17 protein-coding genes are annotated in these 12397 nt (G+C 32.2%); 4 read left to right on the top strand and 13 right to left on the bottom strand.

Features of this window, described 5'->3' with window-relative positions; genetic code table 11:
- The first annotated feature begins 38 nt into the window (after window positions 1-38).
- Both ACN0WY_RS13395 and ACN0WY_RS13390 read left to right on the top strand, forming a co-directional pair.
- Complete coding sequence (locus ACN0WY_RS13395; RefSeq protein ID WP_417800683.1) at window positions 39-992, top strand: AAA family ATPase; 954 nt, start codon at window positions 39-41, stop codon at window positions 990-992.
- Between the two features lies 1 nt (window position 993).
- Window positions 994-1440 (top strand): YybH family protein, encoded by a 447-nt coding sequence (locus ACN0WY_RS13390; protein WP_417800682.1) that lies wholly within the window; start codon window positions 994-996, stop codon window positions 1438-1440.
- An 82-nt stretch (window positions 1441-1522) separates the two neighbouring features.
- Here ACN0WY_RS13390 and ACN0WY_RS13385 read toward each other — a convergent pair whose 3' ends face one another.
- Window positions 1523-1867 (bottom strand): winged helix-turn-helix transcriptional regulator, encoded by a 345-nt coding sequence (locus ACN0WY_RS13385; RefSeq protein ID WP_417800681.1) that lies wholly within the window; start codon window positions 1865-1867, stop codon window positions 1523-1525.
- 132 nt (window positions 1868-1999) lie between these two features.
- Here ACN0WY_RS13385 and ACN0WY_RS13380 point away from each other — a divergent pair, with 132 nt between their 5' ends.
- On the top strand, window positions 2000-2866 hold the full coding sequence (locus ACN0WY_RS13380; protein WP_417800680.1) for an MBL fold metallo-hydrolase: 867 nt from the start codon (window positions 2000-2002) through the stop codon (window positions 2864-2866).
- A gap of 53 nt (window positions 2867-2919) precedes the next feature.
- On the opposite strand, the gene ACN0WY_RS13375 is transcribed toward ACN0WY_RS13380, so the two are convergent.
- From ACN0WY_RS13375 to ACN0WY_RS13365, 3 genes are read right to left on the bottom strand one after another with little or no spacing between them, the layout of a single operon-like run.
- Window positions 2920-3807, bottom strand: coding sequence for a 3-hydroxybutyryl-CoA dehydrogenase (locus ACN0WY_RS13375; RefSeq protein ID WP_417800679.1), 888 nt, complete (start codon window positions 3805-3807; stop codon window positions 2920-2922).
- Between the two features lie 13 nt (window positions 3808-3820).
- Window positions 3821-4162 carry a hypothetical protein gene (locus ACN0WY_RS13370; RefSeq protein ID WP_028892570.1) on the bottom strand — a complete coding sequence of 114 codons (342 nt, stop codon included), beginning with the start codon at window positions 4160-4162 and terminating at the stop codon, window positions 3821-3823.
- A gap of 3 nt (window positions 4163-4165) precedes the next feature.
- Complete coding sequence (locus ACN0WY_RS13365) at window positions 4166-5125, bottom strand: Gfo/Idh/MocA family oxidoreductase (RefSeq protein WP_330488059.1); 960 nt, start codon at window positions 5123-5125, stop codon at window positions 4166-4168.
- 219 nt (window positions 5126-5344) lie between these two features.
- Between ACN0WY_RS13365 and ACN0WY_RS13360 the strand changes: the two genes are divergently transcribed.
- Window positions 5345-5986 (top strand): protein-L-isoaspartate(D-aspartate) O-methyltransferase, encoded by a 642-nt coding sequence (locus tag ACN0WY_RS13360; RefSeq protein ID WP_330488058.1) that lies wholly within the window; start codon window positions 5345-5347, stop codon window positions 5984-5986.
- Here ACN0WY_RS13360 and ACN0WY_RS13355 read toward each other — a convergent pair.
- The 9 genes from ACN0WY_RS13355 to ACN0WY_RS13315 form a co-directional block, all read right to left on the bottom strand.
- Entirely contained in the window at window positions 5983-6705 is a 723-nt protein-coding gene (locus tag ACN0WY_RS13355) for a hypothetical protein (protein WP_330488057.1), read from the bottom strand. The two genes, ACN0WY_RS13360 and ACN0WY_RS13355, sit on opposite strands and share 4 nt — an antisense overlap.
- Window positions 6706-6775: 70 nt before the next feature.
- Window positions 6776-6946 (bottom strand): hypothetical protein, encoded by a 171-nt coding sequence (locus tag ACN0WY_RS13350; RefSeq protein ID WP_330488056.1) that lies wholly within the window; start codon window positions 6944-6946, stop codon window positions 6776-6778.
- 18 nt (window positions 6947-6964) lie between these two features.
- Entirely contained in the window at window positions 6965-7825 is an 861-nt protein-coding gene (locus ACN0WY_RS13345) for a substrate-binding domain-containing protein (protein WP_417800678.1), read from the bottom strand.
- Window positions 7826-8695: a nucleoside phosphorylase gene (locus ACN0WY_RS13340; RefSeq protein WP_330488054.1), complete on the bottom strand. Its 870-nt coding sequence runs from the start codon at window positions 8693-8695 to the stop codon at window positions 7826-7828.
- Window positions 8696-9640: a DUF1835 domain-containing protein gene (locus tag ACN0WY_RS13335; RefSeq protein WP_417800677.1), complete on the bottom strand. Its 945-nt coding sequence runs from the start codon at window positions 9638-9640 to the stop codon at window positions 8696-8698.
- Between the two features lie 147 nt (window positions 9641-9787).
- Window positions 9788-10111: a translation initiation factor gene (locus ACN0WY_RS13330; RefSeq protein ID WP_073183642.1), complete on the bottom strand. Its 324-nt coding sequence runs from the start codon at window positions 10109-10111 to the stop codon at window positions 9788-9790.
- 5 nt (window positions 10112-10116) lie between these two features.
- Window positions 10117-11064, bottom strand: coding sequence for an isopenicillin N synthase family dioxygenase (locus ACN0WY_RS13325; RefSeq protein WP_330488052.1), 948 nt, complete (start codon window positions 11062-11064; stop codon window positions 10117-10119).
- Between the two features lie 60 nt (window positions 11065-11124).
- A complete protein-coding gene (locus ACN0WY_RS13320) occupies window positions 11125-11850 on the bottom strand; it encodes a DUF6048 family protein (protein WP_330488051.1) in 726 nt (241 codons plus the stop codon).
- Window positions 11831-12307: a DUF6452 family protein gene (locus ACN0WY_RS13315; protein WP_330488050.1), complete on the bottom strand. Its 477-nt coding sequence runs from the start codon at window positions 12305-12307 to the stop codon at window positions 11831-11833. The genes ACN0WY_RS13320 and ACN0WY_RS13315 overlap by 20 nt, the downstream gene beginning before the upstream one ends.
- Window positions 12308-12397 lie beyond the last annotated feature (90 nt).

The following is a 12397-nucleotide window of genomic DNA, read 5'->3' as shown; positions in this document are numbered from 1 at the left end:
TGTAATTAAAATTATTGAACAAAGAAAAACTTTGATTTATGTCTGACGTAACAGCAGTAAACACATTAGTAGAAAAATACAGTCAACTACAACAAGAAATAGGAAAGGTTATCATAGGTCAGCAAGAAGCGGTAAACTATACGTTACTTTCGATTTTTTGTGGAGGACATTCGTTGTTAATTGGAGTACCAGGATTGGCAAAAACCTTATTAGTAAACACAATTTCTAGCGCATTAGGGTTGCATTTTAATAGAATTCAGTTTACTCCAGATTTAATGCCTTCTGATATTTTAGGAAGTGAAATACTAGATGAAACACGTCATTTTAAATTTATAAAAGGACCAATTTTCTCAAACATCATTTTAGCAGATGAAATAAACCGTACACCGCCAAAAACACAAGCAGCTTTACTAGAAGCAATGCAAGAAAAATCGGTAACTATTGCAGGACATCACTATAAATTAGAGCTGCCATTTTTTGTATTAGCAACTCAAAACCCAATTGAACAAGAAGGAACGTATCCGTTACCAGAAGCCCAACTAGACCGTTTTATGTTTTCAATTAACTTGGAATACCCAAGTTTTGAAGAAGAGGTACAAGTGGTAAAAAACACGACGTCAATAACTGAACAAACTGTCAATGCTATTTTTTCTTCAGAAGAAATTATTGAAGTTCAAAAGTTAATACGTAAAATACCTGTAGCAGATAATGTTGTTGAGTACGCCGTTGGTTTGGTTGGAAAAACACGTCCTAATTCAGACAAAGCTACTGAATTAATTAAAAAATATATTGATTGGGGTGCAGGACCAAGAGCTTCACAAAACTTAATTTTAGCAGCCAAAGCACATGCAGCTGTACATGGAAAATATTCTCCAGATATTGAAGATGTGCAGGCGGTAGCCATTCCTATTTTATCACACAGAATAGTAAAAAATTACAAAGCAGAGGCTGAAGGAGTGACCGTAAAAGAAATTATAAATGCTCTATTTTAAAATGAAAAAGTTTTTAAGTATTGTTTTTTTAGTGATACTATTTGTTTCATGTAAGCAAGAAGTGGCCAAAACCGTTTCAGAAGAAACAGAAAAACAAGAGATTTTATCGGTGATGAAGGCACAAGAAGAAGCTTGGTCTAATCACGATTTAGAAGGTTTTATGCAAGGGTATTGGAAAAGTGATTCATTAAAGTTTTACGGACGAAATGGAATTACTTTCGGTTGGCAAAAAACCTTAGATAACTATAAAAAAGGGTATCCAACAAAAGAACACTCAGGAACATTAACGTTTAAGATTAATGATATTTCTAAAATTACTGAAGGCGCCTATTCTGTAATGGGTGAATATCATTTAAAAAGAACAGTAGGAGACGCTAACGGCGTTTTTATGATCATCTTCAAGAAGATACAAGGCGAATGGAAAATCATTGCGGATACTTCGTGTTAAGCCCAAAAAAGGCTTTTAGCTAAACGTATAATTTAGGAAACTAGTTCTTTGTTTACTTTGATGATGCGGTGTAATCATCTTTTTAGCTATGTTCAGGAAAAGGAATTTTTTTATGCTCCATGTAGTCAATTCCCCAAGCATGTAATGGAGCTAAAGCATTGACTAAATCATTGCCAAATGGAGTGAGAGAATACTCAACTCTTGGCGGTACTTCAGCATATGTTTTTCTAACAATAATTCCATCAGCTTCTAACTCTTTTAATTGGCTAGTTAACATCTTTTCTGAAATTGTTTCACATGCAGTCTTGATTTGCCCATACCTGAGTGGTTTTTCAACAAGTCTAGAAATAATAAATAACTTCCATTTTCCACTTATAACTTTTGTCGCATAAGTTAAAGGGCAATAATCAGGTAAAAAATTTTTCATTTTTTTTCAATTCTATCTTTTTGGTACTAAAAAAACTAACCAAAAGGTGCGTAAGGTACAAAAATGTAACGTATTGTTTCTTGTTTAAAAGTGCTTTAGTTTCGTAGCTGCATAAGAAAAAAACATATAAAAATGAAGAAAGGGTATCAATTACTACTCGTAATTTTAACCGTGATTAGTGCGTGTCAAACAACTAATAAAACTAGAAAACACAATAGAATAAAACTGGAATACATACGGCAGGCTACGGTGCTTTTAGAAGTAAATTCAAAAAGCATATTAATAGACCCTGTTTTGTCTGATAAAGGAACACAAGATCCGATTCCTTTTTCTAATGATAAACGGATTCCAATGAATGATTTACCGATACCTAAAAATAAAATTATAGAACAAGCCGATGCGGTTTTGATAACACATTATCATCCAGATCATTTTGATGAAGATGCGGAAAAATTACTTCCTAAAAACATACTTATTCTTTGCCAGCCTTTTGATGTAGAAAAATTAAAATCAAAAGGATTTACAAATTTAAAAAGCATAGAGCAGGTTGTAAATTGGTCTGGAATATCGATAAAACGCTACGAAGCACATCATCATGAAGGAGCAACGGGAGCAATGCCTTTTGGTGAATCATCTTCATTTTCTTTGACATTTAAAGAAAATAGAATATTTATTACAGGAGACGCCGTTTTAGATGGTCTTTTAAAGAATGCCTTGAAAAGTGAAAAACCTACTTATATTGTTGCAAATACAGGGGAGTGTACTTTTAGCAAGCCAAACCCTGTTTTAGAACCAGGTAAACATATGACGTTAACTAAAGAAGAAGTACTAAGGATAGCTGTTGAGAATAAGAAGGCTACTTTAATAGCAATTCACATGGACGCAATAAATCATTGTGGATTAACAAAAGAGGAGCTTCGCTTATTTTTAAAAGAGCAAGAAAAATCTATTCAAGATAAAATTGTAATCCCTAATGAAGGTGAAGTATTGCAGTTATAAAACAAAAAGAAGCCCAAAAGGCTTCTTTTTTTATTTTATATTTTTCTTAGTTTTTAAGAAAACATCTTCGCAACTTTCTCTGCTTTTCTACTTTCTGAATAATCGTAAAAACCTTCACCAGATTTCACTCCTAATTTACCTGCTGCAACCATGTTTACTAATAACGGACATGGAGCATACTTAGGGTTTTTAAATCCGTCATACATAACGTTTAAGATAGATAAACAAACATCTAATCCAATAAAATCAGCTAATTGTAGTGGTCCCATTGGATGTGCCATTCCTAATTTCATTACAGTATCAATTTCAGCAACACCAGCAACACCGTTGTATAACGTTTCAATACTTTCGTTAATCATTGGCATTAAAATACGGTTGGCAACAAAACCAGGGTAATCGTTTACTTCAACAGGAACTTTATTAATTTTCTTAGTTAAATCAACGGTAAAGTCCATTACTTCATCAGAAGTGTTGTACCCTCTAATAATTTCAACCAATTTCATAATTGGCACAGGGTTCATAAAGTGCATACCAATTACTTTCTCTGGTCTATTGGTAGCTGCAGCAATTTGAGTAATTGAGATTGATGAAGTGTTGGTAGCTAAAATAGTATCTTCAGCACAAGCTTCATCTAAATCTTTAAAGATCTTAAGTTTTAAGTCAATATTTTCAGTAGCAGCCTCAACCACTAAATTGGTATTTTGCACCCCTTCTTTAATAGAAGTGTAGGTAGTAATATTGTTTAGGGTATTATTTTTATCGTCTTCAGTAATTTTTTCTTTCGCTACCATTCTGTCTAAGTTTTTAGTAATGGTTGCTAAACCTCTATCTAAGGCAGCTTGCGAAACGTCGATAAGTTGAACATTGTATCCAAATTGAGCAAACGTATGCGCAATTCCATTTCCCATGGTTCCTGCTCCAATTACGGCGATATTTTTCATGTTGTTGTGTGTTTTAATAGGAGAAATAAACTCCAATTACTTTATTATTTTGCGGATTATTATTTGAAAGTTTTAGTTGTAAACTATCATTTTCTTGAATCGGCTCCCACATTGTAGCCTTATTTCTAAAGTTTGAACTGTATATCTTATTTTCAAATTTATATTGATAATAAATTTTTTGATGATATCCCCTTCCAGCAGTTCCATAAACAACTTTTATAGAATCAATTTGAGCATTTACTTTTGTGGTTTTACCAAAAAAGAAAGCTATGTTTCCGTAATTCCATAAAAAATACAATCCTCCAAAGAATATTATAAAGTACAATAAAGAACCAAATGCTCGAAGAGAATTCATTTTCTAAAAACAGTCTATAATCTGATGTGCTACACGTAAAGCCTCAGTACCTTGACGTAATGAAACAATAGGCGTAGTATTATTGTGAATAGCATCAGCAAACGACTCTAATTCATCTAAAATAGCATTGTTAGCTACCACTTCAGGGTTATCGTAATAAATTTGCTTTTTAACTCCTTCAGCATTTTGTAAAATCATAGCAAACTCATCAGGTTTTTCTGGTACATCTTTCATTCTAACAACTTCTGATTGCTTTTCTAAAAAGTTTACAGAGATATAAGCGTCTCTTTGGAAAAAACGGCTCTTACGCATGTTTTTCATCGAAATTCTACTTGCGGTTAGGTTTGCTACACAACCATTTTCAAATTCAATACGCGCATTAGCAATATCAGGAGTTTCCGAAATTACCGATACACCACTAGCATGAACACTTTTTACTTTTGATTTTACTACCGATAAAATAATATCAATATCATGAATCATCAAATCTAAAACGACAGGTACATCTGTTCCTCTAGGATTAAATTCAGCCAAACGATGTGTTTCAATAAACATGGGCGTGTCAATTAAGTCTTTTACAGCCATGAAAGCAGGGTTAAAACGCTCTACGTGCCCAACTTGCCCACGAACATGGTGCTGGCTGGCTAAAGTTCTTATAGCTTCAGCTTCTAATACTGTATTCGTAATAGGCTTTTCAATAAAAATATGTTTTCCTTTTTCAATGGCTTGTTTAGCACAATCAAAGTGAGAAAGCGTAGGAGTAACAATATCAACTACTTCAACAGCATCAATTAATGCTTCTACTGAATCGAATAATTTATAGCCAAACTCATCAGCTACTTTTTGTGCATTTTCTGTAAAAGGGTCATAAAACCCTACTAATTCATATTTATCTGATTGTTGTAACAAACGCAAATGGATTTTTCCTAAGTGACCTGCGCCTAAAACTCCAGCTTTTAACATAAGTGAAAGATTATTAGTTATTTGATTGGTTTGTTGAAAAAGAAACGATTTCTACAAAAAATCAACGCAAACAAAGATACACTTTTATACAGATTTATTACTACTTTTATCCTCCCGAAATTTTATAATTAGTAAGCCCCATAATGGGTATTTTAAATAAGAGATAATAGGTTTTATAATCATTTAATTAGTAATTCCTATTGGTAGCGTAATGTAAGAATGAAGGACACAACCAAACACCAAGGACTTAGAAATCAGTTAGCAAATATTTTAGAAGCAAAAGGAATTAATGATGAAAAAGTATTGAAAGCCATCAGAAAAATTCCAAGACACTTGTTTATGGATAGTAGTTTTGAAGCGCATGCGTATCAAGACAAAGCTTTTCCTATTGCTGCTGAACAAACAATCTCCCAACCGTATACGGTAGCGTTTCAATCACAAGTATTGGAAGTAAAAACAGGTGATAAAGTATTAGAAATAGGAACAGGATCTGGATACCAAACAGCAGTATTGTTAGAGTTGGACGCAATAGTGTACTCCATAGAAAGACAGCATGAGTTGTTTAAAAAAACTTCAATGTTTTTACCGAAATTAGGCTATAAACCTAAGCGGTTTATTTTTGGAGACGGTTATAAAGGATTGCCAGAAGAAGCTCCTTTTGATAAAATTATTGTAACAGCTGGAGCACCATATGTGCCTAAAGCATTATTAGGGCAGATTAAAGTAGGAGGTAGGTTGTTGATTCCTGTGGGAGATAAAGAACAAGTAATGACTTTGTTTATTAGAAAGTCACCAAAAGAATTTGAAAAGCATGAACTAGGTGGTTTCAGGTTTGTGCCTATGTTAAAAAAGAAGAATTAGTTTAAGGTTTTAAGATTTCTGATATATTTTTCGCTTTTAATTAAATTCTCAACGATATCTTTGTAAGCAATCTTTATATTATTTGATTTTACATAGATTAAATTTTGGTTATTGTAATTGAAAACAGGGAGGTAAAATTTTAAATTGATACTGTCTCTCTTGGATATGTCATTTCGTTCAAAAATTTTCATTACTTTATCATTATTAAACAAAAGAGGTTTTCCATGGATTAAATCCATTATTGTGTCATTTTTTATTTTTTGATGATGGTAATAAGGCCAATAAACAAGGTTGACAATTTGTTTGTAATTTAATTTATTTTGAAAAGATTCTAAGGGGTTGATTGTGAAAGTATTTAAGCCTGTACTACAACTAACACTGTAGTCAAACTCATCTTTATGTTCAGGGAAATTAGCATTGAACCTATAATGAAAGGAGAAAATAGAATCATTAACAGGAAAGTACACGTTCCACCTATATGTCCAAATAAAGTAAGGTTTTAGTGTTTTATTCTTGAAATTGATTTCATAGATGTTTTTTTGCTTAATGATTTTTAGTTCTAAATCATTAGATATTATTTCTTCTGTCTTTAAATTGTTTTCATAAAAAGGTCCCAAATATAAGTCTGAGAAATAGCCTCTAAAAACATATAGATCTACTAAAATAAATATAATTAAAAAAGATAAAATAGTAAGCGCAAATTTTATCAACTTTTTCATATTTTTAAAAGTAACAAAAAAATCCGCCTAAAAAAGCGGATTTATTGAATTTGAATAAAGAAACATCAACTTATTCAGCGATTGCTACTTCAGTTGCATCTGCCACTACAATCTCTTGTTGATGTTGTTTTTGTTTGTTTTGATTAGTTTTTGCTAAGCCGCATGGACTAGTACTTCCACAAGAAGAAAAACCTAATAAACTAACAGTACAAATTGCAATAAATACTACTTTTTTCATCATTATTCCGTTTTATAAAAATCAAATATACATATTTCTGATTAAGTCACCAGAATTTTCCTTCTTTTCAATAACGTTGAACTCTACCATTTTATTTTGTATGTCCGTAATTATATTCTCAGAAATAGGTTCACCATCATTCCATTCGGTAATTGATAGCCATTCTTGAATATCCTCTATTTGTTGTTCATACCTATGAGAAAGAATTTTATCAATATTATCAAAGTCTTTAAAATCTTTAGTACAAGCGTTAATAATATCATGTACTTTTTTTACTTCTTCAAAATGATTTTCTAAGATTTCATCACGAACAGCAATCACAAAACAAGGCCATGGGGTAGGGCAGTTACCAACTCTTCTAAAAGTACCATTATCTACCAATGGTTTCGTGGTAAAGTGTTCCCACATAAAATAATCGGCTTCTCCATTCGTTAAAGCATCTATTCCTCCCTGTAAATCTCCAACTACTTTAAACTGTAGTTTGTTAATATCCCAACCATTATTATGGGCATTAACAATTGCCATAAGTTGAGAGCCAGAACCAAATCGGCTAATGGCTACTGTAGCATTCTCTAAATCATCTATAGTTTTAAATTTAGAGTTGGCAGCAACATGAATTCCCCACACAAGTGGACTTTTTACAAAAGTTTGTGTAATTTTAGAAGGGTTTCCGTTAATGATATCTTTAATTATTCCTTCAGTAAGTACCAAGGCAATATCAACATCACCAGAGCGTAAAGCTTTCGCCATGGCTCCCGTACCTCCGGGGTAATCTTTCCAACGTAAGTTAATTCCTTCTTTGGTGTATTCTTTGTTTTTCAACGTGATGTACCAAGGATAATTAAAATGTTCTGGAACACCACCTATTTTTAATTTCAGCATTTATTCAACTAATTTCTCAAGAGTATATTCAATCAAATCATTTACTACTTTGTACGGATTTTCACTAAATGTTCCATTAGCTCTGTTAGCAATAATAGCATTCATGGAAGCTGCATTATGACCTAGTAGTTTAGCCAACCCATAAATAGCAGATGTTTCCATTTCAAGGTTGGTAATTCGATTGTTGTTATAGTTAAAACTATCAATCTTCTTATTTAAATCAGGATCTTGTAGGGGTAAACGTAAAACACGTCCTTGAGGTCCGTAAAACCCACCAGCAGTGGCTGTAATTCCTTTATATACCTTGTTAGACATTAATTTGTTTTCTAACATCTGTCCGTTAGAAACAATTAACGGATATGATTTTTTTACACTCCAATTGGTGTGCTTTATAAAAGCTTCTTCTATATCAGGATGTGAGATTTTATCTACTTGATACGATTGTAGCATTCCGTTTAAATCCAGTCCATGAGAACTTAATAAAAAGCTATCAACAGGAATGTCGGCGTGTAAAGAACCAGAAGTTCCAATTCTTGTAATGTTTAATTGTGTATGCTTTTCTTTAGCTTGACGCGTGTTTAAGTCAATATTAACTAAGGCATCTAACTCGTTTAAAACAATATCAATATTATCAGGACCTATTCCTGTAGAAATTACAGAAATTCTCTTCCCTTTATAAGTACCAGTAGTGGTTTTAAATTCTCTTTTTTGGGTGCTAAACTCTATAGTATCAAAGTGTTTGGTAACTTTATCGACGCGATATTGGTCTCCAACAAAAATGATATCGGTAGCAATATGCTCAGGTCTTAAATTCAAATGGTAAATACTACCATCTGGATTTAAGATGAGCTCAGAATGTTGTATACTCATTTACGATGTAATTTTTAACAGCTTATCAGTAGAGTTTACATAGAGATAGCTGTATTTTTTTGCGCCACCAAGATACGAAAAATCAGAACGAATTTTAGCATAATAGTTTGTTTGGTTTTGCAATACTTTTTTGCCTGTTTTACTGAGTTTTACAGGATCAAATGAGGTGAAAAGCTTTTTGAGGTTTTCAAGTTTGTTAACGTATTGAATGTCACCAAATCCGTAGTTCTCTTGATGAGTTAAAAGGTTGGTTATAAATTCGTTTTGGGTAGCAAAAGTATGCTCGTTCGCAGCTTTTAAAATATTATTTTCTATATGATTTAATCCATTTTCAATAGAAGGGAAGCGAAGTAAATGCGCTTTGATCGCTTTTTCTAAATATACAAAAGGAGATTGTGGATTAAATTTATGTGCATTTTCAAGCGCTAACGGACTGTCTGAGCAATATAGCTGCCATATATAGTCAGCATACTCTATGTCGTCTTGAGAAAGTGCTATTTTATTTTTAAAGTGCTCTTTTAATTGGTTGTCAGATAGTTCACCTAAGCCATATAATTTTTTAGAGTCATCTATTTTACCACTAGTAACTAAAGATATTTTATGGTTTTTGCGGTATCTTTTTAGCCAGCTTATTACGGCTAACATGTTTACTTGACAAAACAAATCATATTCAAACCACAAAACAATTTCTTCTTGTTGTTTTTGGTTACAAAGGTTACGATATTCTTTAAGGGTATAATCTATAAACTTCTTCTTCGTAACTTTATAGGTAGTTTTTAAAAAGTCAAAGCGGGTTTTCCAAAAGTCTTCACTACCTACGTCTACTGATGTTTTTCCTTCACACAACATTTCACGCCACGTAATAATATCACCTTCAATATTTAATTTTTGAAGTCTTTGAGTTGTGACGTCTCCATTGGTTATGTGTAATAAAGAATGTTTCATGATTTTTAGGGAATTGGTTGATTTCTTTATTTATATAAAATAAACGGTTTATTTTATACGTTATTATTTATTAATTGATATTTAACACTTTACAAAAGTTGTAAATATAAAAAAAATGTCGAAGAATAAAATTCCCGACATTTTTGCTTATCCACCAACGCGTTTTACGTTGAATCCTTTATCTTTTAAAAGTTGCATTATAGTATCTCTATAATCTCCTTGAATTATGATTTTATCATCTTTAAAACTACCACCAACACTTAGTTTAGTTTTAATTTCTTTAGCAAGTTTTTTAAAATCTTGGGTAGCTCCATTATAACCGTCTATTATAGTTACAGGTTTCCCTTTACGTTTTTCATACTTACAAAGAATAGGTTCATCTTGTAACCAAACATCAGGCTTTTTTTCTTCAGGTTTTTCTTCAAACTGATGATCTGGGAATAAATTTTTTAATTGATCTTGTAAATCCATTAAATTTATTTTTTCAATCCTAATTCGCGTAAACGTTCGTCTAAAAATTCACCTGCAGTAATGTCTTCAAATTGCTTTGGGTTGTTTTCGTCAATACAATTATCTAACACGTCTAATTTCATATCAGAAACAGGGTGCATGAAAAAAGGAATTGAATAACGAGATGTTCCCCATAATTCTTTAGGAGGATTAGTTACACGGTGAATTGTTGACTTTAATTTATTGTTGCTATGACGTGATAGCATATCACCTACATTAATCATTAATTCGTCATCTTCCGCTATAGCATCAATCCAGTCTCCTTTGTGGTTTTGTACTTGTAGTCCTTTTCCTTGAGCTCCCATTAATAAGGTAATTAAGTTAATATCACCATGAGCAGCAGCCCTTACAGCTCCTTTAGGTTCTGTAGTAATAGGAGGGTAGTGAATTGGACGTAAAATACTATTTCCATTTTTAATGTAGTTGTCAAAATACGTTTCTTCTAAGCCTAAGTGTAGGGCCAATGAGCGCAACACGTATTTAGCTGTTTTTTCTAACATTTGGTAAGCTTCTTTACCTACCTTGTTAAATTCAGGTAATTCTTCAACGATTACATTTTTTGGGTATTCTTTTGCGTATTTCGAATCTGTATCAACATACTGACCAAAGTGCCAAAACTCTTTTAAATCTCCTTCTTTTTTTCCTTTAGCACTTTCTTTACCAAATGAAACATATCCTCTTTGACCACCAATACCTGGAATTTCATATTTTTCTTTTACATCTGTAGGTAAATCAAAAAACTTCTTGATTTCAGCATATAAGTTATCCACTAATTCATCATCTAAAAAGTGCCCTTTTAATGCTACAAATCCTATATTCTCGTAAGCGTCACCAATTTCATTGATGAATTTTTGTTTTCTTTCAGCATCGTCCGATAAAAAATCTGCTAAGTTTACGCTTGGAATTTTATTCATTGTTAATAAGTTTTATTATTCAGGCAGTAAAGTTAGTGAAATCAAGCGTATGCTGATAATTTATTTATTAACAAAAGGGATTAAGTACGATATTGTATAGTTAAATCCGAAGCCTGTACTGCTTTCAAAAACACGATTAAAACCGGGGGTGTATAGTGTTTTAAAGCCTTTTTGATCGTCAACACTTAACATTATTTTATACGAAAAGCTAAAACCTATAAACAAGTTTTTAAAGGTTTCTGCTTTTATACCTAACTGTAATTCAGTCCAATGAGCGGTTAGCCCGTCATCAGACATAGGTGTTGTAATTGGGTTTGATGGAAAATAAGGAGGTAAGTTTTCGGTACCCGAAGAAACATTAGGTTGGTAGCTATTTAAGGTATGATCAAATATGGCAAAACCGTAACGCATACCCACATAAATTTCGTTATTCATGTCTAACCAATTCTCGTAAGCATTGTAATTTGCTCCAAGTCTAATATAACTCCCTTTTGAACTAGAAGAAGAAAAGTCTTCATAAGTGGTTTCATCTTCAAAACCTAATTCAGTAGCGATATACCATTTTTTAGATACTCTGTAATCACCCACTAATTCAAGTCCGCTATAACTTTTATCAATAATAGCAAGACCAGGTTTACTAATATCTAATCCGATACGTAAGCCATATCCTGTTTTATAGGTAATGGTATCTTTTTTTTCTTTGGTTTCTTCTTTAGATGTATTTATTTGTGAGTATCCGTTGACAAATACAAAAACGAAACATAGACTAATGAAATACTTGTACATGGGCGCTAGCTTGATTGTCGATTAATGGAATTTCTGTAGTAGATAAACTGTCTATCCAACCAGTATGGTTTAAGGTAGCATTTTCAAAAATAACTCTGAAACCACAAGAGCGAGATACAAAATCTTCCTTAGGATTGTACTCTATAGTAAGCGTGGCTGTTTGGTTATTGGCCATAGTACCATCTACATTATTCATTTTTAATGTATATACTGTTTTTTGAGACAAACTGTTTAACGGAATAGCAATGCTGTCTGCTGTTCTATTGGTAAAAAGACTGTCAGTTTTTCCTTCTGCAATTACAGATAAGCGTTCTACATTTTTTACATTATTGGTTTCGATTTTATCATAAAAGCGTAGTACTAAATTAGGAGTCACAGGATTTTGTGTACAGAAATCATCTTTTTCACAGGCTGTTAAACCTGCTATAAGTATGAATAGAGCAATGTATTTTTTCATGTAATTGTTTATCTGTTTAGTTGTTTATGGGTTTAGTTGTTTAGTTGTTTATGGGTTTATACGTTTAGTTGTTTATACGTTTAGTTGTTT

The sequence above is a fragment of the Tenacibaculum sp. genome, from assembly GCF_048269885.1.
Classification (GTDB): domain Bacteria; phylum Bacteroidota; class Bacteroidia; order Flavobacteriales; family Flavobacteriaceae; genus Polaribacter.
This window is presented reverse-complemented; position numbering and strand designations above follow the sequence as displayed.